This window comes from Brachybacterium sp. SW0106-09 (assembly GCF_001293905.1).
In the GTDB taxonomy this organism is placed as follows: Bacteria; Actinomycetota; Actinomycetes; order Actinomycetales; family Dermabacteraceae; genus Brachybacterium; species Brachybacterium conglomeratum.
This window is the reverse complement of sequence record NZ_BCAK01000001.1, coordinates 117192-143144: the sequence shown is the minus strand read 5'-3', so window position 1 is coordinate 143144 and position 25953 is coordinate 117192. Positions and strand designations below refer to the sequence as shown.

General features: G+C 73.5%; 26 protein-coding genes and 1 tRNA gene. 4 read left to right on the top strand and 23 right to left on the bottom strand.

Translation table 11 applies throughout. The features are described 5' to 3' along the window. Positions 1-28 precede the first annotated feature (28 nt). From arc to Y09_RS00655, 3 genes are read right to left on the bottom strand one after another with little or no spacing between them, the layout of a single operon-like run. Positions 29-1612 carry a proteasome ATPase gene (gene arc, locus Y09_RS00665; protein WP_053915743.1) on the bottom strand — a complete coding sequence of 528 codons (1584 nt, stop codon included), beginning with the start codon at positions 1610-1612 and terminating at the stop codon, positions 29-31. Positions 1613-1664: 52 nt separating this feature from the next. Then, complete coding sequence (locus Y09_RS00660) at positions 1665-2738, bottom strand: tRNA (adenine-N1)-methyltransferase (RefSeq protein ID WP_053915873.1); 1074 nt, start codon at positions 2736-2738, stop codon at positions 1665-1667. A gap of 43 nt (positions 2739-2781) precedes the next feature. Then, entirely contained in the window at positions 2782-3897 is a 1116-nt protein-coding gene (locus tag Y09_RS00655) for a site-2 protease family protein (RefSeq protein WP_053915742.1), read from the bottom strand. Between the two features lie 120 nt (positions 3898-4017). Here Y09_RS00655 and Y09_RS00650 point away from each other — a divergent pair, with 120 nt between their 5' ends. After that, positions 4018-4827: a PAC2 family protein gene (locus Y09_RS00650; RefSeq protein WP_053915741.1), complete on the top strand. Its 810-nt coding sequence runs from the start codon at positions 4018-4020 to the stop codon at positions 4825-4827. Positions 4828-4843: 16 nt separating this feature from the next. Here the strand turns inward: Y09_RS00650 and mshC are convergent, their stop codons facing one another. The 3 genes from mshC to Y09_RS17610 all read right to left on the bottom strand — a co-directional run bounded on the left by mshC (position 4844) and on the right by Y09_RS17610 (position 7552). Beyond that, positions 4844-6103 carry a cysteine--1-D-myo-inosityl 2-amino-2-deoxy-alpha-D-glucopyranoside ligase gene (gene mshC, locus Y09_RS00645; RefSeq protein WP_053915872.1) on the bottom strand — a complete coding sequence of 420 codons (1260 nt, stop codon included), beginning with the start codon at positions 6101-6103 and terminating at the stop codon, positions 4844-4846. A gap of 35 nt (positions 6104-6138) precedes the next feature. Then, the gene (locus Y09_RS00640) at positions 6139-7011 is read right to left on the bottom strand and encodes an undecaprenyl-diphosphate phosphatase (RefSeq protein WP_053915740.1); all 873 of its coding nucleotides are present in this window, start codon (positions 7009-7011) and stop codon (positions 6139-6141) included. 220 nt (positions 7012-7231) lie between these two features. After that, the gene (locus tag Y09_RS17610; protein ID WP_053915739.1) at positions 7232-7552 is read right to left on the bottom strand and encodes a hypothetical protein; all 321 of its coding nucleotides are present in this window, start codon (positions 7550-7552) and stop codon (positions 7232-7234) included. Between the two features lie 165 nt (positions 7553-7717). Here Y09_RS17610 and Y09_RS00630 point away from each other — a divergent pair, with 165 nt between their 5' ends. Together Y09_RS00630 and Y09_RS00625 are read left to right on the top strand one after the other, a co-directional pair. Next, positions 7718-7996 (top strand): DUF5703 family protein, encoded by a 279-nt coding sequence (locus Y09_RS00630; RefSeq protein ID WP_010551602.1) that lies wholly within the window; start codon positions 7718-7720, stop codon positions 7994-7996. Between the two features lie 85 nt (positions 7997-8081). Further along, positions 8082-8585 (top strand): hypothetical protein, encoded by a 504-nt coding sequence (locus Y09_RS00625; protein ID WP_053915738.1) that lies wholly within the window; start codon positions 8082-8084, stop codon positions 8583-8585. Positions 8586-8663: 78 nt separating this feature from the next. Here Y09_RS00625 and Y09_RS00620 read toward each other — a convergent pair whose 3' ends face one another. The 17 genes from Y09_RS00620 to Y09_RS00540 form a co-directional block, all read right to left on the bottom strand. Beyond that, positions 8664-9518: an RNA methyltransferase gene (locus Y09_RS00620; RefSeq protein ID WP_053915737.1), complete on the bottom strand. Its 855-nt coding sequence runs from the start codon at positions 9516-9518 to the stop codon at positions 8664-8666. Beyond that, positions 9515-9982 (bottom strand): tRNA (cytidine(34)-2'-O)-methyltransferase, encoded by a 468-nt coding sequence (locus Y09_RS00615; RefSeq protein ID WP_053915736.1) that lies wholly within the window; start codon positions 9980-9982, stop codon positions 9515-9517. Before Y09_RS00615 ends, Y09_RS00620 begins: the two co-directional genes overlap by 4 nt. A gap of 34 nt (positions 9983-10016) precedes the next feature. Further along, complete coding sequence (locus Y09_RS00610; protein ID WP_053915735.1) at positions 10017-10841, bottom strand: ChbG/HpnK family deacetylase; 825 nt, start codon at positions 10839-10841, stop codon at positions 10017-10019. After that, positions 10838-11098 carry a hypothetical protein gene (locus Y09_RS17605; protein WP_053915734.1) on the bottom strand — a complete coding sequence of 87 codons (261 nt, stop codon included), beginning with the start codon at positions 11096-11098 and terminating at the stop codon, positions 10838-10840. Before Y09_RS17605 ends, Y09_RS00610 begins: the two co-directional genes overlap by 4 nt. Further along, positions 11099-12223 (bottom strand): MFS transporter, encoded by a 1125-nt coding sequence (locus Y09_RS00600; RefSeq protein WP_200716734.1) that lies wholly within the window; start codon positions 12221-12223, stop codon positions 11099-11101. It abuts the gene before it with no gap. An 80-nt stretch (positions 12224-12303) separates the two neighbouring features. Further along, the gene (locus Y09_RS00595) at positions 12304-13689 is read right to left on the bottom strand and encodes a GntP family permease (protein ID WP_053915871.1); all 1386 of its coding nucleotides are present in this window, start codon (positions 13687-13689) and stop codon (positions 12304-12306) included. Between the two features lie 226 nt (positions 13690-13915). Further along, positions 13916-14004: transfer RNA gene (locus tag Y09_RS00590), tRNA-Leu, on the bottom strand. 92 nt (positions 14005-14096) lie between these two features. Beyond that, positions 14097-14525, bottom strand: coding sequence for a hypothetical protein (locus tag Y09_RS00585; protein WP_053915732.1), 429 nt, complete (start codon positions 14523-14525; stop codon positions 14097-14099). A gap of 105 nt (positions 14526-14630) precedes the next feature. Further along, the gene (locus tag Y09_RS00580; protein WP_053915731.1) at positions 14631-15527 is read right to left on the bottom strand and encodes a shikimate dehydrogenase; all 897 of its coding nucleotides are present in this window, start codon (positions 15525-15527) and stop codon (positions 14631-14633) included. Continuing rightward, entirely contained in the window at positions 15506-16693 is a 1188-nt protein-coding gene (gene mltG, locus Y09_RS00575; RefSeq protein ID WP_053915730.1) for an endolytic transglycosylase MltG, read from the bottom strand. Before mltG ends, Y09_RS00580 begins: the two co-directional genes overlap by 22 nt. Further along, positions 16693-17232: a Holliday junction resolvase RuvX gene (gene ruvX, locus Y09_RS00570; protein WP_053915729.1), complete on the bottom strand. Its 540-nt coding sequence runs from the start codon at positions 17230-17232 to the stop codon at positions 16693-16695. The genes mltG and ruvX overlap by 1 nt, the downstream gene beginning before the upstream one ends. Further along, entirely contained in the window at positions 17229-19937 is a 2709-nt protein-coding gene (gene alaS / locus Y09_RS00565) for an alanine--tRNA ligase (protein ID WP_053915728.1), read from the bottom strand. The genes ruvX and alaS overlap by 4 nt, the downstream gene beginning before the upstream one ends. A 154-nt stretch (positions 19938-20091) precedes the next feature. Beyond that, a complete protein-coding gene (gene rpsD / locus Y09_RS00560; RefSeq protein ID WP_010551614.1) occupies positions 20092-20718 on the bottom strand; it encodes a 30S ribosomal protein S4 in 627 nt (208 codons plus the stop codon). A gap of 132 nt (positions 20719-20850) precedes the next feature. Continuing rightward, positions 20851-22239, bottom strand: coding sequence for a replication-associated recombination protein A (locus Y09_RS00555; RefSeq protein WP_053915727.1), 1389 nt, complete (start codon positions 22237-22239; stop codon positions 20851-20853). 69 nt (positions 22240-22308) lie between these two features. After that, a complete protein-coding gene (locus tag Y09_RS00550) occupies positions 22309-23415 on the bottom strand; it encodes a quinone-dependent dihydroorotate dehydrogenase (RefSeq protein WP_053915726.1) in 1107 nt (368 codons plus the stop codon). Positions 23416-23507: 92 nt separating this feature from the next. Then, a complete protein-coding gene (locus Y09_RS00545; RefSeq protein WP_053915725.1) occupies positions 23508-23969 on the bottom strand; it encodes a hypothetical protein in 462 nt (153 codons plus the stop codon). After that, the gene (locus Y09_RS00540; protein ID WP_010551618.1) at positions 23966-24331 is read right to left on the bottom strand and encodes a hypothetical protein; all 366 of its coding nucleotides are present in this window, start codon (positions 24329-24331) and stop codon (positions 23966-23968) included. The genes Y09_RS00545 and Y09_RS00540 overlap by 4 nt, the downstream gene beginning before the upstream one ends. Positions 24332-24416: 85 nt before the next feature. On the opposite strand from Y09_RS00540, the gene Y09_RS00535 reads away from it, so the two are divergent. Further along, positions 24417-25898: a leucyl aminopeptidase gene (locus tag Y09_RS00535; RefSeq protein ID WP_053915724.1), complete on the top strand. Its 1482-nt coding sequence runs from the start codon at positions 24417-24419 to the stop codon at positions 25896-25898. Positions 25899-25953: the final 55 nt, after the last annotated feature.

Genomic DNA, 25953 nt, shown 5'->3' with positions numbered 1-25953 from the left:
GTGGTGAGGGCGGGTCGGTTCTGCTCGGTCACGCGGAGACCTCCTCGGCAGCGGCGGCGTCCTCGGGCCGGCTGCGGTCCTGCAGCGGGACCACGGCCTCGACCCGGCGGCGGGAGCGGCCGGGCAGGCCGGTCACCCGCGCCCAGTCCTCGGCGTGGGCGGCCGAGGGCATGTCCTCGTTCTCCGCGAACTCGACCCGGATCGCCTCGGTCAGGTGCTCGGAGCCGACGCCGACCTCGCCCGTGGCGATCTGGTCCTTCACGGCGAGCTTCTTCGCCCGGTCCACGATGTTGCGCAGCGTCGCCCCGGAGACGAAGTCGCGGAAGTGAAGTGTGTCGTGGCCGCCGTCGGCGTACTCCACGCGCACGTAGGCGGTGGCGGGGCCCTCGGCGTAGATCTCGCGCACGGCGAGGTCCAGCAGCGACTCGCGGTCCTCCCGCACGGGCACGTCCTCGCCGAGGTACAGGCCGAGGATCTCCCGTCCGGCGCGGGCGTTCGGGCGGCGCACCCGGATCTTCACGTCCAGGCGGCCGGGCCGCAGGATCGCCGGATCGATCATGTCCTCGCGGTTCGAGGCACCGATGACGATCACGTTGTCCAGGCCCTCGACGCCGTCGATCTCGGCGAGCAGCTGGGGCACGATCGTGGTCTCGACGTCGCTGGACATGCCGGTGCCGCGGGTGCGGAACAGCGCCTCCATCTCGTCGAAGAAGATCACCACGGGGTGGTCGGCGGCGGCCTTCTCCCGCGCCCGCTCGAACACCAGGCGGATCGACCGCTCGGTCTCGCCGACGTACTTGTTCAGCAGCTCCGGGCCCTTGACGTTGAGGAAGGCGGAGTTCGCCAGCGCGTCGTCGACGCTCACCCCGCGCACCTCGGCGCTGCGCAGCACGAGCTCGTGCGCGACGGCCTTCGCGATCATGGTCTTGCCGCAGCCGGGCGGGCCGTAGAGCAGCACGCCCTGCGGGGGCCGCAGCCCGTAGGTGCGGTAGAGGTCCTGCTGCAGGAAGGGCAGCTCGACCGCGTCGCGGATCGCCTCGATCTGCTCGCCGAGCCCGCCGATCTCGTCGAAGGACACCTCCGGCACCTGCTCGAGCACGAGGTCGGTGATCTCGGCGCGGTCGATCCGCTCGAGCACGAGCTGGCTGCGCAGGTCCACGAGCACGTGGTCACCGGGGTGGAGGGTCTCCTCGGCGAGGGCGCCCGCGCGGCGCAGCACGCGGGTGTCGTCGGGCGCGACCGCGACGAGGACGCGCGAGTCCGCGAGGGCCTCGACGACCGGCACGACGTTGCCGGAGTCGCCCTGCGGCACCGCCTCGACCGCGGCGAGGGCCTCGTTCAGGCGCAGCTCGGTGCCGGGGGTGAGGGCGTCGAGGTCGAGGCTCGCGGCGGTCGCGACGCGCAGTCGTCGGCCGTTGTGGAGCACGTCGATGGTGGTGCCCTCGCAGCGGCGCAGGAAGGTGGCGTAGGAGTTCGGCGGGTCCCCCACCCGCTCGAGGTCGTTCTTGAGCTCGACGATCTGGGCGCGGGCGGAGCGCAGCCCGCTGACCAGTCGCTCGTTGTGGGCGGCGAGCTTCTCGAGCTCGGCGGTCATCTCCGCGTAGGTCATCATCGTCGTCTCCTCCCCGTGGGGCGGGTTCCTCGGTGGTCTGTGATGGTGCCGCTCAGCGGTCCCGGCCCTGGCGGATGTCGCGCAGGGCGCGCTTGAGCTTGCGGGGTGCGACGCCGCGCTCGCCGACGTCCTGGGCGGTCCACTCGCCCGAGCCGCCGCCGAAGCCCTCGTTGTCGGGGTGGTTCAGCTCCTCCTCGTCGCGGGAGCCGGGCGCGGGCCGGGTCGCGCGGCGCAGCGCCTGGGTGCCGTGGGCGGTGCGGCGGGCGGTGAGCAGGAAGCCGGTGTGAGCGTTCATGCGGTGCTCGGGGCGCACGGCGAGGCCCTCGAGGTGCCAGGGACGCACGAAGGACTCCCAGGCGTGGGGCTCGGTGAACTCGCCGTGGTCGCGCAGCGCCTCCGCGGTGCGGGAGAGCTGGGTGACGGTGGCGACGTAGGCGAGGAACACGCCGCCGGAGACGAGCACGTCCGCCGCGGCCTCCACGCACTCCCAGGGGGCGAGCATGTCCAGGACCACACGGTCCACCGCGGCAGTGCCGAGGGTGGGGGCGACGTCCTGGAAGTCGCCGACGGTGAGGTCCCAGCGCGGGTGCAGCGCCTCCTCCTCGAGCCCGAAGAAGGTGCCGACGTTCTCGCGGGCGACCTCGGCGAAGTCCTCGCGACGCTCGATGGAGTGGACGGAGCCCCCCGGGCCGACGGCGCGCAGCAGCGCGGTGGTCAGCCCTCCCGAGCCGACGCCGGCCTCGAGCACGCGCGCCCCGGGGAAGATGTCGCCCCACATGAGGATCTGCGCGGAGTCCTTGGGGTAGATGATCGCGGCGCCTCGCGGCATGGCGAGCATGTAGTCGGCGTACAGGGGCCGCAGCGCCTGGTAGCGGATGCCGTGGCTGTTCTCGACGACGGTGCCGTCCTCGGCGCCGATCAGCTGGTCGTGGTGGAGCACGCCGCGGTGGGAGTGGAACTGCCCGCCCGGCTTCAGGGTGATGGTGTGCAGGCGGTTCTTGGAGTCCGCGAGCTGGACCTTGTCGCCGAGGGCGAAGGGTCCGGTGCGGTCGAGGCCGCGACGGGGCGCGCGGGGCGCGGGGCCCGACGCCGTGTCGTCGGCGGCGGGCGGCGGCTGAGAAGTCATGCTCTCCAGCATAGGGCCGGACCAGCGCGGTGACCGGGCCTGTTCACCGTCCGCGCAGGAGCGTGTTCACGTCGGCGCTGAGGATCACGCCCTGCGGCCGCCCGTCGGGGTCGACCACGAGGTAGACCGGCGCGGGGCGCGCGAGCATCGCGGAGACCAGCTCCTCGCCGCCGAGGCCCGTGCGCAGCGCGACCACGTCCCCGACGGGCTCGGCGACGGCGGAGGCGGGGACCTGCTCGCGGTGCTCGGGCGGGACCGCGGCGACGGCCTCGGGCTGGAGGCGCAGCGCCCGGCCGACGGTGCCGGGGCGCGGGGAGGCGGGATCGAGCAGCAGCACCTGCTCCGCCCCCGGCGCGTCGGGCAGGCCGGCGAGCGGGGTGTGCGGGGCGAGCAGGCGCACCGGGCGGGCGAGCGCGGCGGCGTCGAGCGCCCCCACCCGCTCCTGGGCGCGCGCCTCCTCCAGGGCGCGGCTCGCCCCCTGCCAGAGCAGGCCCGCGATGAGCAGCGCCCAGACCAGGGTGAGCAGGGAGAACCCGCCCGCCCCGCCGAGGCGCACGATCCGCGACAGCGGCAGCACCACCACGCCGACGGCGATGGCCCGTCCGATCCAGGCGGTGATCCGGGTGCCGAGGACCGGACGGCGCAGGACCGCGCCGAGCAGGGACTCCAGCGCCCGCCCGCCGTCCATCGGCAGGCCGGGGAGCAGGTTGAACAGGGCGAGGACCACGTTCAGCCAGGTCGCGAAGGAGGCGGCGACCGAGAGCACCGTGCCCTGTGCCGCGATCGCGGCCAGGGCGCCGGTCGCCGCGGCGAGCAGGCCGTTGCTCGCGGGACCGGCGAGGGAGACCAGCACGGACCCGATCGCGGGCATCCGCTCGGCCCGGTACTGCGTGTGCCCGCCCCATAGGGTCAGCGCGATGTGGTCGACCCTCGCCCCGAAGGCGCGGGCGACGAGCGCATGGGCGAGTTCGTGGACCAGCACGGAGAGGATGAGGAACAGGCCCAGGCCGAGGGCGACGAGCGCGCTCCGCCCGACGGAGAGGCCCGGGCCCTGCAGGGAGGGGAACATCAGCACGGCCACCAGCAGCACCGTGACGAGGGTGGCCGGGCTGACCTGGAGCGGCGGCAGCGCGCCGATCCTCAGCATCGTCCGTGGCATGGGGCCTCCTCGATCGCGGGGCGGCTCCCCGGTGCAGGGCGAGGATAGTCCCTGCTCCTGCGTCCCGGCTCAGGACGGGCCGGCCCCGGCAGGAGGGGCCGACGAGCCTATGATGGAGTGATGAGTCGAATCGCCATCACGGCCTTCAGCGGGTGGAACGACGCCGGCGAGGCGGCCACCGGGGTGATCGAGCATCTCCTCGAGGTGTGGCCCTCGCGGCCCGTCGGCGCGGTCGACGCCGAGGAGTTCATCGACTTCCAGGTCAACCGGCCCGAGATCCGCACCACCGAGGAGGGGCTGCGGGTCGTGGACTGGCCCGACACCCGCCTGCACCTGATCACCCCGCCGCGGGGTCCGGAGATCGTCGCGGTGCTCGGACCGGAGCCGTCGCTGCGCTGGAAGAGGTTCTGCGACGAGGTGCTCGAGCAGCTGCAGGCGCTCGACGTCTCCTCGGTGGTATCCCTCGGCGCGCTGCTCGCCGACTCCCCGCACAGCCGTCCCCTGCCGGTCTCCTCGCAGGTCGAGCCGGTGCCCGCGCAGCGGGTCGAGGACTCCGAGCTGTACTCGGGACCCATCGGGGTGCCGACGATCCTCGCCCGCCGCACCGCGAGCGCGGGGCTGAGGACGACGAACATCTGGGTGCAGGTCCCCCACTACGTCTCCCAGAACTCCTCCCCGAAGGCGGTGCTGGGACTCGTGCGCGAGGTGCAGGAGCTGATCAGCGCGCCGATCCCGGTCGGCGAGCTGGTGGAGGACGCCGAGGCGTGGGAGCGCGGGGTGGACGAGCTGGCCCGCACCGACGAGGACGTCGCCGAGTACGTGCGGCGCCTCGAGCGGGCGCAGGACGCGGCCGAGCTGCCCGAGGCGAGCGGTGACGCGATCGCGAAGGAGTTCGAGCAGTTCCTGCGGCGCCGCCGCGAGACGGACTGAGCCCCTCCCCGCAGGCTCAGCCGGCCAGCGTGATCCCGAACAGGGCGTCGACCGCGGCGGCCACATCGCCCGGGGCGTCCGCGGGCAGCTCGCGGCCCGCGGTCCCCGGGAGCTCGTCGCCCGCGCACCAGGCGTCGAGGGCCGCGAGCGCCGCGGGGGTGTCGAGGTCGTCGCGCAGCGCGGCGCGGAGAGCCTCGACGACGTCGGGGCGGAGGTCGCGGCGACGGGAGGCGGCGCGATAGGCCTCCAGGCGCTGCTGCGCGCCCTCGAGCTCCGTGTCCGACCACTCCCAGTCGCTGCGGTAGTGGTGCGCCATGAGCACCAGGCGGATCGCCATCGGGTCGACGCCGTCGCGGACGAGGCGGTGGACGAAGACGAGGTTGCCGAGCGACTTGCTCATCTTCTCGCCCTCGTGGGCGACCATCCCGGCATGCGCGTAGGAGGTCGCGAAGGGACGGCCGAGGCCGACCGCATGGGCGGCGCTGAGGTCGTGATGGGGGAAGACGAGGTCGCTGCCGCCGGCCTGGATGTCGAAGGGCAGGTCCAGGCCCTCCTCGGCGATGGAGACGCACTCCACGTGCCAGCCGGGGCGGCCCCGGCCGAGGGCGCCGCCGTCCCAGGCCGGCTCCCCCTCGCGCTCGGCGCGCCACAGCAGCGGGTCGAAGCGGCCCCGCTTGCCCTCGCGGTCGGGGTCCCCGCCCCGGTCGGCGAAGACCTCGAGCATCTGCTCCTCGGTCCAGCCGGAGACGTCGCCGAGGGCGCCGTCGAGGGAGAGGTCGTGGTACCAGTCGTCGCCCTCGGCATCGGGGGTCGGCACCTGGTAGGCGCGGCCCCGCTCGCGCAGGGTGTCGACGGTGGCGATGATCTCGTCCATCGCCTCGCTCACGGAGCGGTAGGTCTCCGGCGCGATGATGCGCAGCGCCGCCATGTCCTCGCTGAACAGCGCGACCTGGGACTCGGCCAGCTCGCGCCAGTCGACCCCGTCACGGTCGGCGCGCTCCAGCAGCGGGTCGTCGACGTCGGTGATGTTCTGGGCGGTGGTGACCCGGAGTCCGGAGTCCACGAGCGCACGACGCATGAGGTCGGCCGCGTGATAGGTCGCCGCATGGCCCAGGTGGGTCGAGTCGTACGGGGTGATCCCGCAGACGTAGAGGCGGGCGTGTCCCGGCACGAGCGGCGTCACGGGGGCGATGCGCCCGGTGCGGGTGTCGAACAGCCGCAGCGGCGTCGTGGAGGCGGGCAGCGGGGTCAGCTCAGGGGTGGTCCAGGATTGCACCACTCGATCATACGGTCGACGCCCTCGACGTGGGATCAGGCACCGCCCAGCGGTTCCACCGCCCCGAACCACAGCAGTGCGAGGAGCAGCAGACCCGCCACCACGCGGTAGACCACGAACATCATGTAGGAGTGGTTCTCGATGATCTTCATGAACCACACGATCACCGCGAAGCCCACGCCGAAGGCGACCACGGTCGCGACCAGGATCGCCAGCAGCGAGGGCTCCCCCGCCGCCGCGGCGGCGGCGCGCCCGTCGGCCGTGAAGAGCACCGGGACCTCCTTGGCGGCCTTGTAGAGGCCGGAGGCGAAGACCGCGGGCACGGCGAGCAGGAAGGCGTAGCGGGCCGCAGCCTTGCGGGTGTATCCCATCAGCAGACCGGCGGTGATGGTGCCGCCGGAGCGGGAGACTCCGGGGATGAGCGCGAGCGCCTGGGCGAGGCCGAACAGGATGCCGTCGCGCACGCTGAGCTCGGTCAGCTCCTTGCGCTGGGGAGCGAAGCGGTCCGCGAACCCCAGCAGGATGCCGAAGACGATCAGCATCGTCGCCGTGATGTAGAGATTGCGCAGGTTGTGGTCGATCTGACTCTCGAAGAGGAGGCCGAGCACGCCGATCGGGATCGAGCCGAGGATCACCAGCCAGCCCATCCGCACGTCGGGATCCGAGTGCGGGACCTTGCCGGCCAGGGCCCGGAACCACTTGCCGATGATCCGGGTGATGTCGTTCCAGAAGTAGATCAGCACCGCGGTCTCGGTGCCCAGCTGGATGATCGCGGTGAACGCGGCGCCCGGGTCCTCCCCCGGGTTCATCAGCTCCCCGACCACGCGCACGTGCGCGCTGGAGGAGATCGGGAGGAACTCGGTCAGACCCTGGACCAGGCCCAGGATCACCGCCTCGATGAAGGACATGGACTCTCCTCGATGGACTCGCGCTCGGGGGTCGCCGCGGACGGCGTCGCGGTCGCGGCAGCGCCGCGATCGACCCCGCACAGCGTACGCGGCGCCGGGCCGATGCCCGGCGCCGCGCGGCGCTGATGAGGTGAAGACTGCGTGGAGGTCCGGCGGACGAGCTGGGACCGCCCGCCGGGCGGTGCGCCCGGACCGGCCGGAGCCTCAGCCGAGCGCGACCTCAGCGGTCCTCGTCGTCGTCCTCGTAGTCCTCGTCGTCATCATCGTCGTAGTCGTCGTCGTCCTCGAAGTCGTCGAGATCGTCGAAGTCGTCGTCCTCATCGTCCTGGTCGTCATCGTCCCCGTCGAAGACGATCAGCGGGGTGGCGATGTCGTACGCGTCGAAGAGGGCGTCGTCGTAGGTGTCGAAGGCCGTGGAGAGCTGCTCGGTGGCGGCGTCCAGGGCCGGGTCGTCGTCACCGCGGGAGGCGGCGGCCGCCTCGTAGTGACGCTCGAGGGCGGCGATCAGCGCAGCGAGAGCGGAGCGAGGATCCGTGTTCATGGTTGGACCGTACATCGTCCGAGGGCACAATGGACAGGGGAGAACGGCGGGCCGTCCCCGTGATCCCGCGCCGGGATGCGCAGGCGACCCCCCGCACCGCAGCGACCGTGCCGCATCTCACGCCGCGACGGCCCCGTCGCAGGTCATCGCACTCAGGAGGAACTGTTGATCCGACCCCGCACCCCGCTCACCGCCGAGGTCCAGCACGTGAGCGATCCCCGTGGCCGTCGCGACCTGCCCGTGGAGCGAGGGCGCCGGCTCGAGGACTACGAGTACCAGATCATCACGGTCCCCCGCGGCAGCTCGATCGGCCAGGTCCGCGCCGAGCTCGCCGAGCAGGCGGAGTACGGGCGCTGGGAGCATGCGCGCACCCGCCTGTACATGGGCGGCGGGAAGAAGGTCTGGATGCGGCGGCGGATCATCCGGGTGCAGTCCACGCTGTAGGGCAGTCTCCGGGCGGCGGCAGCCCGTCGTCCACATCCCTCGCGCCGGCCGGGCGCGGACCGTGCGGATCTGGTGGGATGGGCCCGTGCCCGTCCCCTCCCCGCTCCTCCTCGCCGTGCTGCTGGTGGTCTACCTGCCGCCGGCGGCGGTGCTCGCCTGGCACGACGGCACCTCGCACCGTCTCCCGAACCGCTGGGTCGCCGGGCTCACCGGCGGGGTCGGCCTCGCCCTCGCCGTTCTCGCGCTGCTGGTCCCCGCACTGCGTCCCGCCCTGTCCGCGGCGTCGGTCCTCGCCCTGGTGCTCGGGGCCGGGGCGATCCTCCTGGGGCTCCTCGCCCCGTCGCTGCTGGGGATGGGGGATGCGAAGACGGTGCCGGTGGTGGTGCTGATGGCGGCGGCGCTCGGCGGGGAGGTGCTCCTGGCGGGGCTGCTGGCAGGGATGCTCCTGGCGGGGGTGCTGGGCGGCATTGTCCTGCTCGCGACCCGCCGTGCGGGGGCGCGCATCGCCGTCGGACCGGTGCTGCTGGCCGTCCCGTTCCTGGGGCTGCTGGGCGCTCCCCTGGTCGCCGCGGCGCTCGGCACCGCCTGAGCGGCAGCACCCGGACGGCAGCGCCTGGACGGCACCGCTCGGACGGCACCGCCTGGGCGGTCGCGGGCGGGCCCGGGCTCAGCGGCCGCGCCGGCGCTGCCGGGCGACCTCGTAGAGGGCGAGGGACCCGGCCACGGAGGCGTTCAGCGACGAGGCGCTGCCGCTCATCGGGATCTCCGCGATCGCGTCGCAGGCCTCCCGCCACCCGGCGCTCATCCCCACGGTCTCGTTGCCGACGACCAGCAGCGTCGGACCGGTCAGGTCGACGTCCGCGACCTCGTGACCGCCTGCCTCGTCCAGCCCCAGCACCGTCCACGGCTCCCCCGCGGCCCGACGACCCTCCACCCACTCGAGCACCTCGCGGTGCGAGGGCGCGCGCAGGACGGGCACGGCGAAGACCGAGCCGGTGCTCGCCCGGATCGCGGCGGGATCCCAGGGATCGGCGGCGTGGCCGGTGACCACGAGCCCTGCGCCGCCGAGCGCGTCGACGGAGCGGGCGAGGGAACCGATGTTCCCCGGCCCCGTCGGCCGGTCGAAGACGACCACGGTCGAGCGCGGCCCGGCCTCGAGGCGGGAGAGGTCGTCCTCGGGCATCGCGGCGACGGCCAGCAGCTCGGGGGCCCCGTCCTCCTTCTCCCCCAGCTCGGCCATCAGCTCGGGGGCGAGGTGGACGACGGGCGCCGGCGAGGACTCGAGCAGCTCGCGCGCCCAGCGGGAGGGGTTCTCCCTCGAGTCGGTCAGCAGCGCGCGGATCTCGTGGCCGTGGTCGATCGCCTGGGTGATCGGGCGGACACCCTGGACCAGCATCTCCCCGGCCCGGCTGCGCTTGGTGCGGTTGGTCAGCAGGGCCTGCCACTGCTGGAACTGCGCGTTGCGGCGCTCGACGCGGCGCGCGGTGCGGTGCGGGGCGCGGCGGGGGTCGCGAGGGCTCATGCCCCGGCCCCGTCGTAGCCGAGCTGGCGCCAGGCCTCGTAGACGGCGATCGAGACCGAGTTGGCGAGGTTCAGGGAGCGGCGGGCCGGGAGCATCGGGATCCGCACCCGGGAGGTGATGCGCGGATGGGCCATGACCTCCTCCGGAAGCCCGGTCGGCTCGGTGCCGAAGAGCAGCACGTCCTCCCGCCGGTACCGGACCTGTCCGAAGGCGGTCTCGGTGCGCGCGGTGAAGGCGAAGACCCGCGCGTCGGGCACCGCGGCGAGGGCGGTCTCGAGATCCGGGTGGATGCTCACCTCGGCGAGGTCGTGGTAGTCCAGTCCTGCTCGGCGCAGCTTCGCGTCCTCGAGGTCGAAGCCGAGCGGCTCGATGAGGTGGAGGCGGGCGCCGGTGACGGCCGCGAGACGGATCGCGTTGCCGGTGTTCCCGGCGATCGCCGGCTCGTGGAGGAAGACGTGGACCATGGGGAGGATTCTCCCACGCACCGTCCCCGTCCCCTCACCAGTGCGCCGCCTGCCGGATCCCGGCGTCGCGCAGCGCCTCCCACCACTGCCCGTCGCGCAGCAGCTGCGTCTCCCGCTCCCTCACCGCAGGGACCCCGGCGCCCGCTGCGGAGGGATGCATGACGAGCTCGGAGGTCCCCGGCGGGAGCAGTGCGAGCCCGCTCGTGAGCGACGTGCGCAGCGCGTCGACGGAGGGCGCGGTGCCGTGGTGGGAGAGCAGCGCGGCAGGCAGGGGCACGCCGAGGGCGTCGGCGAGGTGCACTGCGGCGGAGTGGACCCCGCGGGCCGCGACGGGGAGGGCGTCCGTGCCCGGGAAGGGGTCCATGCTCCGCGGCAGGCGGAAGCCGAGTCCGTGCCGGGCGCACCAGCGCAGCGTCGCCTCCAGCAGCGCGCCCGACCGCAGGCTGTACAGCGCCGTGGTGTGGAAGTCCGCCGCGCCGGGCTCCAGGCCCCGCCCCCGCATCCAGGCGAGCTGGGCGTCGAACTCCTCGACCGCCTCGTCGAGGTCGAGCTCCCTGGCGAGGCGTCGCGGGTCCGTGGTCATCGCGCCGCCCCGCTCCCGCAGGCTCGCTCCGTCGGACAGCGGCCGCCACGGGGGCAGGTCCGCCTCGCCCATGAGGGCCAGGTGCAGACGGGGCGTGAGGCCCGCATCGCGCAGTCGTGCCGCGGCGCGCGGCGACTCCTCGGTCACGGTGAGCAGCGTCGCCGCGCTGATCAGCCCCTCCTGTCCGAGGGCGATGATCACCGCGGTGCCGGCGGGGTCGCGTCCGAGGTCGTCGGCGGTGACGACCAGGCGCCGCTCGTGCTCCTCGGCCCTCATGCACGCCGCCCGGTCCGCACGGCGACGTCCGCGGACGGCTCGGCGGCGCTCCGCTCCGGCGAGGGGACTCTGACCAGGTGCGCCGAGAGAGCGCCGAGGGCGCAGAGCAGGAAGGGATAGACGCAGAGATAGACGCGGAAGGCCTGGCCCGGGTCAGTGCCGGGGCTGTTCCCGGAGTGATACCCGAAGAAGGTGCCCAGAGAGGCGAGGGCGAGGCCGCTCACCGCGCCGCTGAGGCGTCCGAGGGCACCGGTCACCTAGAGGAACAGGCCCTCGCGGTGCAGGCCGTGCACCGCCGCGTCCCGGTCCACGACGCGGGCGACGACGAGGTCGTTGGTGGCGAGCAGCCCGGCCCAGCCGATCCCGAGCACCGCTCCGGCCAGCAGCGCGGTGGTGAGATCGCGGGCGAGGTACAGCAGGGCGAAGGAGCCGGTCAGGGCCCAGAAGGCGAGGCGCCAGGTGCGCAGCGCACCGAGCCTGCGCACTGCCGCGAGCCAGGCGAACAGCGCTGCCGCGCAGGTCAGCAGCACCACGCCCTGGACGAGGAAGACGGTCGCGACGGGCAGGCCGAGGGTGTGGCGGACGTACAGCTGCACCCCGGAGAGCACGATCGCGACCGCGCTGCCGTAGCAGAGGCTGGGCAGCGCCACCTTCCACAGCAGCGGGGTGCGGAGGATCTGGATGAGGGAGGGCAGCAGACGCGGCCGCTCCCCCTGCCCGCGAGCCGGCACCTCGTGCGCGCCGAGCGTCATCACCACGATCGCGGCCACGGCGATCACGGCGTACAGCGCCGCGGTGCGGGAGAAGCCGCCCACCTCCTCCTCGGAGCCGAGCAGCGAGGTGGTCAGGACCGGGGTGAGGGCGAGCGAGATGACCATCGCCACGAGCTGGAACCCCTGGCGCAGCACGTTCGCCAGCGCGCGGCTCCGCTCCTCGGGGAACAGCTCGGGCAGCAGGGCGCCGTAGTTGGCGTTCAGCATCGAGTCGAAGAGCTCCGACAGGATCGCGAAGAGCGCGAACCAGGCCACCAGCCCCGGCCCGTCCAGGGAGCCCGGCGGGCTGAACAGGGCGATCATCGAGGCGGCGAGCAGGGGCGCGCCGAGCAGGAGCCAGGGGCGGCGTCTGCCGAGCCGGGTGCGGGTGCGGTCCGAGAGGTGGCCGAGGACCGGGTTGTCGATCGCGTCGATCACGGCGTAGACCGCCATCACGGCCGCGTAGGCGCGCACGTCCATGCCGAGGATGTCGACGTAGAGCAGCACGATCGAGCCGCGGATCAGGTTGATCGGGATCGAGGTGCCGAACATCCCCAGCGCGTAGCGCCAGGCGGGGGTGCGCACCGGGGCGGGCGCGGGGAGCGGGACGTTCGAGGACGCTGCGGCCACGGCGGCCTCCTCGACCTCGGGGCGATGCTGCCCCACTCTAGACCGGCGCCCGCTCCCCCGCGTCCCGGCCCGCCTCCTGCTCAGAGGATCAGGAACAGGGCTCCGGCCATGACGAACCCGATCACGGACTCGAGGGTCTGCTGCACGGTCCAGGTGCGCAGCGTCGTGGCCACGTCCATGTTCAGCAGCCGGCCGACGAGCCAGAAGCCGGAGTCGTTCACGTGCGAGGCGAAGACGGAGCCCGCGGCGGTCGCGACGGTGATCGCGGCGATCTGTCCGGCCGAGTAGCCGGCCGCCTCCACCGCCGGCGCCATCAGGCCGGCGGCGGTGACCAGGGCGACGGTCGCCGAGCCCTGCGCCACGCGCATCACCACGGCGATCACGTAGGCCGCGAGGATCAGCGGAAGGCCCAGGTCGCTGAGCACGCCGGAGAGCGCGTCGCCGATGCCCGAGGAGCGCAGCACCCCGCCGAACATGCCGCCCGCGCCGGTGATCAGCACGACGGAGCAGATCGGGCCGAGGGAGGAGTCCACGATCTTCTCGAGCGCGGAGCCGTGATCGCCGCGGCGGGAGCCGAGCACCACGAGGGCGACGAGCACGGAGATCAGCAGCGCGACCGCGGAGGAGCCGAGGGTGGTGAGCACGCCGTACCAGACGGCGTTCTCGTCCACCACACCGGCGGCGCGCAGGAAGTCGAGGCCGGTGTTGAGGAAGATCAGCGCCATCGGGAGCAGCAGCACCGCGATGACGGTGCCGACCTTCGGCGGGTTCGCGACCGGCTCGCCGTCGCCGCCGCCGAAGATCCCGCCCATGGTCTCGGGGGTGAAGGGGAACTTCCTGGCGGTCACGCGGCCCCACAGCACGCCGGTGAGGTAGAAGGTGGGGATCACGCAGACCAGGCCGATCAGGAGCACGATGCCGAGGTTCGCGCCGTACAGCTCCGTCGCGGTGACGGGTCCGGGGTGCGGCGGGACGAAGACGTGCATGGCGGAGAAGGCGACGGCCGAGGGCATGGCGTAGAGCAGCACGGGGCCGCCGAGCCGTGCGGCGACCGCGAAGACGATCGGGAGCATGACCACGAGCCCGGCGTCGAAGAACATGGGGAAGCCCATGAGCAGGGAGGCGACGCCGAGGGCGAGCGGTGCCCGCTTCTCGCCGAACATGCGGATCATCGTCTCCGCCAGCACGGTCGCGCCGCCGGAGTGCTCGATGAGCTTGCCGAGCATCGCGCCGAGGCCGACGAGCAGGGCGACGCTGGCGAGGGTGCCGCCGAAGCCGTCCAGCATCACATCCACGACCGAACCGGAGGGGATGCCGGTCGCGAACGCCGTCAGCAGGCTGACCAGGACCAGCGTGAGGAAGGCGTGGAGCTTGAACCGGATGACGAGGACGAGGATGAGCGCGATGGCGCCGGCCGCGATCGCGAGCAGCGGCGCGGCCCCGAGCGTCTGGGACCAGCCTTCGATCTCCATGGGGGTCTCCTTGGGGAAGGGACGGAGGGACGCCGCACGGCGCGGGGTCCTGGGAACGCGGTCGGGCTGCGGGCCGGCGCCGACGCCGGACGGGGCAGCCGCCGACTGCTCATCCTGTCAGACAGGTCGCCTCGCCGCCCGGGACCGGTCGTCCCCCGGGACGCAGGGCCCCGGACATTCGGAAGGCCCCGGCTCATCGAGTGAACCGGGGCCTTCCCTGTGGTGTCCGAGGGGGGACTTGAACCCCCACGCCCTAAAACGGGCACTAGCACCTCAAGCTAGCGCGTCTACCAATTCCGCCACCCGGACAGGTGATCGTCGTGCTGACTTGAGAACCGTAGCACGGTCCGGACTTCGCTCCGCACCAGAAAGCGCCTCTGCCAGGGTGAACGTGAAGACAATCACGCCGGGGCGGCCACCCGGCCCCGATCCATCACGGCGTGAAGGAGGACGAGGGCGAGCTCGATCCGCACCTCGAGGCCGGCCGGCGCCGGGACCGGCAGGCGATCGGCGAGGTCCTGGAGCGCAGCGGCGGCGAGCACGACCATGGTCGGATCGGGGTCGACGAGTTGCGACGCCTCCCAGCTCCCCATCTCCTCGAGGAGCGCGGCGAGCTGGGCGGCGGCCTCCTGCCGGCTGCGCGTGAGCAGATCGGCGCGGGCGTGGGCGGCAAGGGCGGTGCAGCGGCGCAGCGCGGCCGTCGAGAGCTCAGCGGGGATCGATGTCGCGGTCACGGCATCCGCGGAGGGGATCACCTGCCGCGCGGCCTCCGCCCCCTCGGCGCCCTGCGCCGTCGCGCCGCCGTTCAGGCCGTCCTTCGCCAGCTCCATGCCGCCCGTCCCCTCCCGTTCGTCCCGGGGCCCGGACGGGCCCCTGCGACGCACGTCACTTTACTCCGTCTTTACCTGAGCGGGCAAGAGCGGCCCGGAGGGCGTTCAGCGCCCGGCGCTCCCCCGGCGCCGTGCGAGCTCGTCCCGGGCGGCGGCGAGCATCGTCGCGACCGGGGCGGCGGGGACGTGCAACATCGAGCGCACCTGCATGTCGGCCTGGTGGGCGAGCATCTCGAGGCCGTCGGCGACCTCTCCCCCGGCCCGCTGCGCGACGGCGGCGACGGGGGCGGGCCACGGGTCGTAGAGCACGTCGAGCAGCACCCGCGGCGGCGTGATCCCGGCGTCGCCGCGGGCCTCCCAGGCGGCGGCGACGGCACCGGCGCCCTCGGCCGCGAGGGCGCTGACGACCGCATCCGCCCAGAGTACCTCGTGGTGCGAGGACCAGGGGATCTCGACCGCCTCGGCGCCGGCCTCCTCGGCGAAGCGGTGCAGCGTCGCGAGCTTCTCGGCGCTGCGGGCGGTGAGCAGGACGGTGGTGGCGCCGAGGTCGAGCAGCGCCGCGAGCGCGCTGAGCGCGGTCGCCCCGGAGCCCAGCACGCCGCCGGTGGTCACGGACGGCGCGCCGTGGTCGCGCAGGGTCGCGGCGATCCCGTGCACATCGTGGTTCTCGGCCCGCCAGGTGCCGTCGGGGCGGCGCAGCAGGGTGTTGGCCACGCCGAGCCGCCGGGAGACCTCGTCGTGCTCGGCGGCGAGGGCGAAGGCCTCGGGCTTGCCGGGCATGGTGACCGAGAGGCCCTCGAGCTCGCGCCCGGGCCCGTCGGCGAGGAAAGCGGGCAGCCCCCCGGCCCCGACCTCGAAGCGCTCGTAGCGGGCGTCGTCCACGCCGAGCGCCCGGTATGCGGCGCCGTGCAGCACCGGGGAGAGCGAATGGCCGACGGGAGACCCGATCACCGCGAAGCGGCGCAGTGGGGCCGCGGAGGTCATCCCTTCGACGCCGCCCATGCCTGCCACTCCTTGACGTTCTCCTCATGCTCGGCCCAGGTGGCCGCGAACTTGGTCTCGCCGGTGTCGGTGTTGACGGCGACGAAGTAGAGCCAGTCCCCCTCGGGCGGGTCCGCGGCCGCGTCGAGCGCCTGGGCGCCGGGCGCGGCGATCGGCCCCGGCGGCAGGCCGTCCTCGAGGTAGGTGTTGTAGGGGCTGTCGGTGGCGCGCTCCGCATCGGTGGTGCCGACGCTCGCGGACTTCCCCGTCACGTAGTGCACGGTCGAGTCGAACTGGAGCTTCATCGGCGAGCCCTTGGCCTCGCCGGTGCCCTCGAGGCGGTTGTGGATCGTGCGCACGACCTTCCCGTAGTCCTCCGGGTTGCGCACCTCCATCTCCGCGAGGGAGGCGTAGGTGAGGGTGGTGTGCCACTGGTCCTTCGGGATCTCGCGCTCGGTGAGCTGCTCCTCCATCCGGCCCCACATCATCTCGATCACGTCCTCGGCGGTGTGCTCCTCGAGGATGTCGTAGCGGCCGGGCCAGAGGTAGCCCTCGAGGGTGCCTGCCTTGTTCTTCGGGATGCCGTAGGAGGTGTAGTCCTTCGCGGCGGCCTCGAACTCCTCCACCGGGATGCCGGTCTCCTCGGAGAGCAGGGCCCAGATCTGGGTGAGGCGCAGCCCCTCGGGGACGATCACGCGGTGCCCGGCGAGGTTCTCCGGGTCCATCAGCATGGTCAGCGCATCGGCGGAGGTCATCTCCTGCTTCAGCCGGTACACGCCCGGCTCGATCTTCGAGGCGTCCTGGGTGGAGGAGAACAGCGTGACGAACGGCGCGGAGGACTTGATGACGCCTTCCTCGACGAGGGTCGCGGCGATGTCGGTGCCGGTGTCTCCCTCGCCGACCTCGACGAGCACCTCCCCGCTGCCGGGCCCCTCGAACTCGGGGGCCTCGTCCTCGACGCTGACGTTCGCGGTGACCCACCGGTACCCCTGGAAGCCGCCGACGGCGAGGGCGCCGACCACGGCGAGGACGAGCAGCACGGGCAGCAGCGAGCGGAAGAATCCGCCGCGTCGGCGGCGCGGCTCGCCGCGGTGCCCGCCGCGGCGGGGACGAGGAGCGCCCGACCCGCCGTCCTCGGAGTTCTGCGCCTCGGCGAGGTCGTCGAAGGAGTGGTGCTCGTCCTTCATCAGCTGTCCTCCTCGGTCGGGTCCTGCGAGGTCGCGCCCGGCGGCTCCTCGACGAGCTCGCCGCCGCGCCGCCCGGTGGACCTCTCGAGGTCCAGGGCCTGCTGGAGGATCATCACGGCGGCGACCTGGTCCACGACCTGGCGATGGCGACGCCCCTTGCGGCCGGAGCTGTGCAGCGCCCTGTGCGCGGACACGGTGGTCAGTCGCTCGTCGATCAGACGGACCTCGGTCTGCCGTGAGGCCGCGACCAGCAGCGTCACGAGCTCCGCGGCGAACACACGCGCCTTCGTCGCGGCTGCGCCCTCGGTCCCGTCCAGGGACCTCGGGAGCCCGACCATGATGACATGGGCGTCGAGCTCGAGAGCCTCCTGGACGACCCGGCGCGCCGCCGTGTCGCGCTCGAGGGTCTCGACCGGTGTGGCGATGAGCCCGTCGAGATCGCTGCGGGCGAGCCCGACGCGGACGTCTCCGACGTCCACGCCGAGCCTCACCCCGCGCGGGAGGCCCGTCGGCGCCTCGGCGTCGACCGGGCCGCTCATGCGGTCCGCGTCTCCTCGATCGCGCCGCGCACCGCGCCGAGCGCCTCGGCGATGCGGGCCGGCTCGCCTCCGCCGCCCTGGGCGAGGTCGGGCTTGCCGCCGCCGCGGCCGCCCATGGCCTCCGCGCCGGTGCGCAGCAGGGTCCCGGCCGCGAGGCCGAGGTCGCGGGCGCCGGCGCTGGTGGCGATCACGAGGGCGGCGCGACCGCCCTCGTGCCCGGCCACGGCGACGACGACGGGCGCGTCCTCGCCGAGGCGGGCGCGCAGGTCGGTGGCGAGGGTGCGCAGGTCGCCGGCGGCGACCCCCTCCCCTGCGTCGTGCAGCAGCACGCGCACGCCGGAGACGTCCTGGGCGGTCTCGACCAGGCGGCCCGCCTCGGCCTGCAGCTGCTGGCCGCGGAGCGTCGCGAGCTGCTTCTCCATGTCCTTCATCCGCTGGGTGAGGGAGCGGACGCGCTCGGGCAGCTCCTCGGCGGAGCCGACCTTCAGCATCTCGGAGAGCTGGGAGACCAGGGCGTGGGACTTGGCCTGGTGACGGTAGGCGGACAGGCCGACGAGCGCGTCGACGCGGCGCACGCCCGAGCCGATCGAGGCCTCGCCCATCAGCTGGACGGTGCCGATCGCGCCGGTGCTCGCGACGTGGGTGCCGCCGCAGAGCTCGCGGGACCAGTCCCCGCCGATGGAGACGACGCGCACGATGTCGCCGTACTTCTCGCCGAACAGCGCCTGGGCGCCGAGCGCCCTCGCCTCGTCGATCGGCATCTGCTGATCGGTGACGGAGAGCTCCTCCTGCAGGAGGGTGTTGACGCGTCCCTCGATCTGCTCGAGCACGGACTTCGGCACGGCCTGGCCGTAGCGGAAGTCGAAGCGCATCCGGCCGGGCGAGTTCTCGGAGCCGGCCTGGGTCGCGCCGTGGCCGAGCTCCTCGCGCAGGGACTCGTGGACCATGTGCGTGGCGGTGTGGGCGCGGGCGATCGCCCCGCGTCGGTCGCGATCGATCGACGCGATGGCGGAGACGCCGGGGGCCAGCTCGCCCTCGACGAGGCGCCCGCGGTGGACGATCAGGCCCTTCACCGGCTTCTGCACGTCGTCGACCTCGATCAGGCCGCCGCCGGTCAGGGCGATGCTGCCCTGGTCGGCGAGCTGGCCGCCGGACTCGGCGTAGAACGGGGTCGAGGCGAGCACGACCTCGACCTGCGCGGGCGCCCGGACGGAGTCCACGAGCGCGCCGTCGACGAGCACGGACTCGACGGTGGTGGCGACGGTGTCCTCGGTGTAGCCGAGGAACGGGACCTCACCGCCGCGCTCGGAGAGCAGGCGGTTGTAGAGACCGGTGTCGGTGTGGCCGGTCTTCTTCGCGGCCGCGTCGGCGCGGGCGCGCTCGCGCTGCTCCTGCATCGCGGAGCGGAAGGCGTCCTCGTCGACCTGGAGCCCGACCTCGGCGGCCATCTCCATGGTCAGGTCGATCGGGAAGCCGTAGGTGTCGTGGAGCTTGAACGCCTCGTCGCCGGGCAGCACGCGCCCGCCGTCGGCCGCGGCGCTCCTTGCGACCTGGTCGAAGATCGCGGTGCCGGTCTCGAGCGTGCGCCGGAAGGTCTCCTCCTCCGCGTAGACGATCTCGGCGATCCGCGGGAAGTCCGCCTCGAGCTCCGGGTAGGACTCGGCCATGAGGTCCTTGGAGATCGGCAGCAGGTGCGGCATCGACGGCTCGGCGTAGCCCAGCAGGCGCAGGGAGCGCACAGCGCGGCGGATCAGGCGGCGCAGCACGTAGCCGCGGCCCTCGTTGCCGGGACGCACGCCGTCGCCGACCAGCATCAGCGCGCTGCGCACGTGGTCGCCGATGATGCGCAGGTGGACGTCGTCCTCCTCGTCCGCGCCGTAGCGGCGGCCGGAGAGCTCCTGCGCCTTCTCGATGACGGGGAAGATCTGGTCGATCTCGTACATGTTCTGCTTGCCCTGCAGCAGGTAGGCGAGGCGCTCGACGCCGAGGCCGGTGTCGATCGCCTTCTGGTCGAGCTCGCCGAGCAGCTCGTAGTCCTTGCCCTTGCCCGGACCGCGCAGGAACTGGTCGAAGACGAGGTTCCAGATCTCGAGATAGCGGTCCTCGGCGCGCTCGTCGCCGGGCCACTGGGGCAGGCGGCCGGTGGGGGCGTCGGGGCCGTACTCCGGGCCGCGGTCGTAGTACCACTCCCCGGTGGAGCCGGCGGGGCCGGGCTGGCCGGTGTCCCAGCAGCTCTCCTCCCAGGGCAGCTGCACGATCCGCGCGGGGTCCAGGCCGACGACCTGCACGAGGTGGTCATAGGACTCCTGGTCCTGCTCCCACAGGGTGATCCAGAGCCGCTCGGGCTCGAGGCCGAAGCCGCCGTCGTCGACGGAGGAGGTCAGCAGCTCCCAGGAGAAGTCGATCGCACCGGTCTTGAAGTAGTCGCCGAAGGAGAAGTTCCCGGCCATCTGGAAGAACGTGCCATGGCGGGTGGTGCGCCCGACGTTCTCGATGTCGTTGGTGCGGATGCACTTCTGCACGCTCACCGCACGGTCGTAGGGCGCCTTCTCGGTGCCGACGATGTACGGGATGAACGGGACCATGCCGGCGATCGTGAAGAGGATCGAGGGGTCGTTCGAGACCAGCGAGGTGCTGGGCACGACCTCGTGCGCCTTCTTCTCGAAGTGGGCGAGGAACCGCCGGTGGATCTCGGAGGTGCGCATGGGTGCGGGATGTCCTTCCTGGAGCCGCGTCGGCGGCGCGGCGGGATGCTGTGGGGCGGACGGCCGTGATGCGGCCGGCACTGCGGACACGAAGGCCCCGGTCAGGGTACCGGAGTACACCCGCCGGGGCCTGCCGCGCCGCGGAGAGGAGAGGTCAGCGCGCGTAGTACTCGACGACCATCTGGACGTCGACCGTGACGGGGACCTCGGCGCGCTTGGGGCGCGAGACGAGCTGGGCCTTCAGCTCGGGCAGCTCGACGGAGAGGTAGGAGGGGACCGAGGCGAGCACGTCGGAGTTCCCGCCCTCGGCGGCGATCTGGAAGGGCTCCATGGCCTGCGACTTCGGCTTGACCTGGATGGTCTGGCCGGGCGCGACGCGGAAGGAGGGGCGGTCCACCAGCTGGCCGTCGACCAGGATGTGGCGGTGCACGACGGCCTGGCGGGCCTGGAGGATGGTGCGGGCGAAGCCGGCGCGCAGGACGAGCGCGTCCAGGCGCATCTCCAGCAGCTCGACCATCGACTCGCCGGTCAGGCCCGGCTGCTTCTTGGCGTCCAGGTAGGCGCGGTGCATCTGCTTCTCGCGCAGGGCGTACTGCGCGCGCAGACGCTGCTTCTCCTTGAGGCGGACCGCGTAGTCGGACTCGGTGCGGCGACGGGCGCGGCCGTGCTCGCCCGGGGGGTACGGGCGCTTCTCGAAGTACTTGACCGACTTCGGGGTGAGCGGGAGCCCGAGGGCTCGGGACAGACGCGCCTGGCGGCGCGCACGGGTGACGTTGGTCACGAGGTATACCTCTTGTTCGCGTGTGGTGAATCCAGTCTTGCAGCCGCGGATTCAGCGACCGACTCTACCGCACGCCCCCGTCCGGGTCCATGTCCGACGGGGCTGGTCACCCCGGGCTTCCTGTGCAGTGCCTCACGCGCCCGCGCCGGGCGGGGGCGGAGCCTGGTCCAGGATGCGGCGCAGCGCCTCGACCCGGCGGCTCGTGACCTCCTCGTGCCCGTGGCCCTTGGGATGGTAGTAGCGGGTGCCGACGAGGTCGTCGGGCGCGTACTGCTGGGCGACCACGGCGTGCGGGGCGTCATGGGCGTACTGGTACTCGACCCCGTGTCCGAGCTTCTTCGCTCCCGAGTAGTGGGCATCGCGCAGGTGGGCGGGGACGCCCTGGCCCTTCCCGGCGCGGACGTCCGCGATCGCGGCGTCCAGCGCCTTGTAGGAGGCGTTGGACTTCGGGGCGGTGGCGATGTGGACGACGGCCTGGGCGAGCGGGATGCGCCCCTCGGGCATGCCGAGCATCTGCACGGCCTGCATCGCCGAGACCGCGACCTGCAGCGCGGCGGGGTCGGCCATGCCCACCTCCTCGCTCGCGGCGATCACGACGCGTCGGGCGATGAAGCGGGGATCCTCCCCCGCCTCGATCATGCGGGCGAGGTAGTGGAGGGAGGCGTCGACGTCGCTGCCGCGCATGGACTTGATGAAGGCGCTGGTGACGTCGTAGTGCTGGTCACCGCCGCGGTCGTAGCGCAGCGCGGCCCGGTTCACGGCCTGGGAGAGGGTGGCCGCGTCGATCTCCTTGGACTCCTTCATCAGGGCCGCGGCGGCGGCCGCCTCGAGGGAGGTGAGGATCTTGCGGGCGTCCCCGCCGCCGAGCCGCAGCAGCGCCTCGCGGGCGTCGCCCGTGAGGGTGACGGCGCCGCCGAGCCCTCGCTCGTCGGTGAGCGCGCGGTCCACGAGGGTGTCGAGGTCCTCCCGCGCGAGCGGCTCGAGGGTGAGCACGATCGAGCGCGACAGCAGCGGGGAGATCACCGAGAAGTAGGGGTTCTCGGTGGTCGCGGCGACGAGGGTGACCCAGCGGTTCTCGACGCTCGGCAGCAGCGCGTCCTGCTGCGACTTCGAGAAGCGGTGGACCTCGTCCACGAAGAGGACGGTCTCGCGGCCGACGGTGCGCAGCCGGGAGCGGGCCTGGTCCACCACGTCGCGGATGTCCTTGACCCCGGCGAGCACGGCGGAGACCTCGACGAACTCGCGGTCGCCGGACTGCGCGACGACATAGGCGAGGGTGGTCTTGCCGGTGCCGGGCGGTCCCCACAGGATCACGGAGCTCGGCGCGGTGCGGGAGTCGTCGGTGGAGACCAGGCGGCGCAGGGGGCTGCCGGGCTCCAGCGCCGCGTGCTGGCCGACGATCTCCTCGAGGGTGCGGGGGCGCATCCGCACCGCGAGCGGGGCGCGGTGGTCGACGTTGCGGTCCGACAGCGTGCGCGGCGCGGGCGCATCACCACCCAGCGAGAAGAGGTCCTCGTCCATCCCTCCAGGGTAGGCCCGGCGCCCGGGCGGGGAGGGCCTCGCCCGCGGTGACTCCCGTGACGGCAGGGGTCAGCGGCGCAGGGCGCGCGCGATCCGGCCGGGCCAGGACGGGCCCTCGTAGATGAAGGCGGTGTAGCCCTGGACGAGGTCGGCGCCGGCGGCGAGGCGCTCGCGGACGTCCTCGGCGGTGGTCACGCCGCCGCAGCTGATGACCACGGCCTCCTCCCCCAGCTCGGCGCGGAGCAGTCGGAGGATCTCGAGGGAGCGGCGGGCCAGCAGCGGGCCGGAGAGCCCGCCGGCGCCGATCCGCGCGATCTCGGCGCGCTCGGCGCGCAGCTCCTCGGGCCGGGAGATGGTGGTGTTGGTCGCGATGACGCCGGCGAGCCCCACCTCGGCGGTGAGGCGGGCCACCGCTGTGACGTCGGCGTCGTGGAGGTCGGGGGCGATCTTCACGAGCACCGGCACCTCGCGGCGCAGGCGACGGGCGGCGCTGCGGCTCTCGTCGACGACGGCCTCGAGGATCGGGCGGAGCATCTCGACGCTCTGCAGGTCGCGCAGCCCCGGGGTGTTGGGGCTGGAGACGTTGATGGCGAGATAGGAGGCGTAGGGCGCGAGCAGACCGGCGGAGAAGCGGTAGTCCTCGGCCGCGTCCTCGAGCGCCGTGATCTTCGACTTGCCGATGTTCACGCCGATCACCGCGCGCTGGCCGCGCTCGGTGCGTCGGGCCGCGGCGAGGCGGTGGGCGAGGGCCTGGGCGCCGTGGTTGTTGAATCCCATGCGGTTGATCAGAGAGCGGTCCCCCACCAGACGGAAGGAGCGCGGGCGCGGGTTGCCGGGCTGCGCCTTCGCGGTGACGGTGCCGACCTCGACGTGGCCGAAGCCGAGGTCGAGGAACGCGAGCGGGAGCTCCCCGTCCTTGTCGAGACCCGCCGCGAGTCCGAGCGGGGAGGAGTGCTCCGCGCCGAGCACGCGACGACCGGTGCCCGCGGGCCGCATCGGGTCCGGCGTGCCCGTCGCGCGGCGCAGGAGCCGCGGCGCGCCGGGGACCGCGTGCGCGAGCGACAGCGCCCGCAGGGTCAGCAGGTGCGCCTGCTCGGGGTCGAGACGGGCGAGCACGTGACGGAACAGGACGTCGTAGGGCCCGCGACGGGCGGCGGTGTCGGTGGTCACGGACATACGGTACGCGGTCCGGGCCCCGCTCCCCGGGTCCTAGGGCTCTTCCGGACGCGCCGCAGGGGTGCTCCGGCCGGGCCGCAGGGGCCCGATCGTCAGGCCTCGGGGCGCTTCCGGGCCCCGAGGAGCATGTAGACCAGCGCGAGCACGGGCAGCGCGAGCGGCACGTAGCCGTAGCCCTGGCCGTACACGCTCCACACGGTCGCCTCGGGGAACAGCACGGGGTCGAGCACGGTCAGGGTGCCGACGGCGAGCACGCCGATCAGCTCGATCACGACGAGCACCCGGGCGACCCTCGAGCGCCGTCCGCCGCGCACGAGGGCGACGGTCACGGCGATGTAGGTCGCCGCCGCGAGCAGCGAGAGGGAGTAGGCCACCGGTGCGCGTTCGAAGTCCCGCAGCACCTGCACCAGGCTGCGCGCGGTCGCCGAGAGGGCGAAGATGCCGTAGACGGCGACGAGGACGATCTCGAAGCCGCGCCCGCCGCGGCTCCTGCCCGCCGCGGTACCGCGTCCGTCGCGGCCCGCAGGGCGGTCGTCGGTGCGCGGTGCGGTCATGCGAAGCCTCCCGGCCAGATCTGGTGGATGCGCATCAGGAGCACGAGGGTCACCGCGCAGGTCACGGCGATCACCACACTCCCCCAGCGCGTGCGCTCGAAGGCGCCGAGCCAGCCCCCGCCGACGACGAGCATCAGCCCGGTCAGCACGTACCCGTAGAGCGTCACCCGCTCGGGCGGCGGGCCTGCGGAGGTCGCATCGCGCACGCCTAGGGTGATGCCGAGCACGATCCAGCCGATCGCGGTCAGCGCCGCGGCGCCCAGCAGCACGAGGTCGGCGCTGAGATCCTTCGCGGCGTAGTAGATCGCGAGCGCGGCGGTCAGACCGCCCAGCACGGCGACCACGATGCTCAGCAGGCTCATCGGTGCGGCTCCCTCATCGTGCGGTCGGTCCTCCTCCACGGCCGCGGACGGTCGGTCGGTCGGGGCCGAGACCTACGATAGGCCCATGCCGATTCTGGAACTGACCGCTGAACCCTTCGTCGACGTCGCCGCCGACGTCCTCGTGCTCCCCCTGGTCGCCGGCGCGGGCGATGCCCCCGCCTCCGTCCCGGGATCCCCCGAGATCTCCGAGGCCCTCGCGGGCCTCGCCCCCTCCGCCGCGCGCGGGGACCTGCACCGTCTGCCCTCCACGGGCCTCGCCGCCGCGACCACCCTGCTCCTCGTCGGCGTGGGCGAGGAGGATCTCTCCGCCGTGTCCGCCGAGGACCTCCGCCTCGCCGTCGGCGCCGCGACCCGCTCGCTGACCGGCGTCGCCCGCGCCGCGCTCGCCCTGCCCACCGCCTCCGACGCCCAGCGCGCCGCCGCCCTCGAGGGCGCCGCGCTCGGCGCCTACGCCTTCACCGCCCACAAGACCGGCACCGGTGAGAAGGCCCCCAAGGGCGCCCTGGCCGAGATCGTCCTGCTCGCCGGCGAGGCCGGGACCGATGCCCTCGAGCCCGCGCTCGAGCGGGCCCGTGTGCTCTCCGGCTCCGTCGACCTCGTGCGCGACCTCGTGAACACCCCGCCGAACCTGCTGCCCCCGGCGGAGTTCGCCCGCCGCGCGGAGGAGCTCGTCGCCGACCTCCCGATCACGGTGACCGTGCTGGACGAGGCCGCCCTCGCCGAGGGCGGCTACGGCGGCATCGTCGGCGTCGGCCAGGGCTCGACGCGCCCGCCGCGCCTGGTCCGCCTCGAGTACGCGCCCGCCGGGGCGAGCCGCTCGGTCTCGCTGGTGGGCAAGGGCATCACCTTCGACACCGGCGGCATCTCCCTGAAGCCGGCGCCCGGCATGGAGGACATGACCTCGGACATGGCAGGCGCGGCGACCGTGCTCGGCGCGACCCTCGCCGCGGCCCGCCTCGGGCTGGACGTGAAGGTCACCACCTTCCTCGCCCTCGCCGAGAACATGCCCGGCGGCGGCGCCCAGCGCCCCGGCGACGTGGTCACCATGCGCGACGGCACCACCGTCGAGGTGCTGAACACCGACGCCGAGGGCCGCATGGTCATGGCCGACGCGCTCGTCGACGCGGTCGCCGCGGAGCCGGACCTGGTGATGGACGTCGCGACCCTCACCGGCGCGGCCGTGGTCGCGCTCGGCAAGCGCACCGGCGGCGTGATGGGCACGGAGACCGGCCGGTCGGCCGTGGTCGCGGCCGCCGAGCGCTCCGGCGAGCCCTTCTGGCCGCTGCCCTTCCCGCAGGAACTGCGCGCCGACCTCACCGGCCGCGTCGCGGACCTGCGCAACATCGGAGAGCGTCCCGGCGGGGCGCTCTCGGCGGGCATCTTCCTCAAGGAGTTCGTGGGGTCGACCGAGTGGGCGCACCTGGACATCGCCGGCCCCGCCTTCGCGAGCGCACCGCTGGGCTACATGGGCAAGGGGGCCACCGGGATGAGCGTCCGCACCGTCCTGCAGGTCCTCGAGGACCACGCCGGGGCCGCGGGGGCGTGATGCTCGCCGCATCGACACCCTGACCGTTGCGCGCAACAGGTCCGCCCGGCGCCGC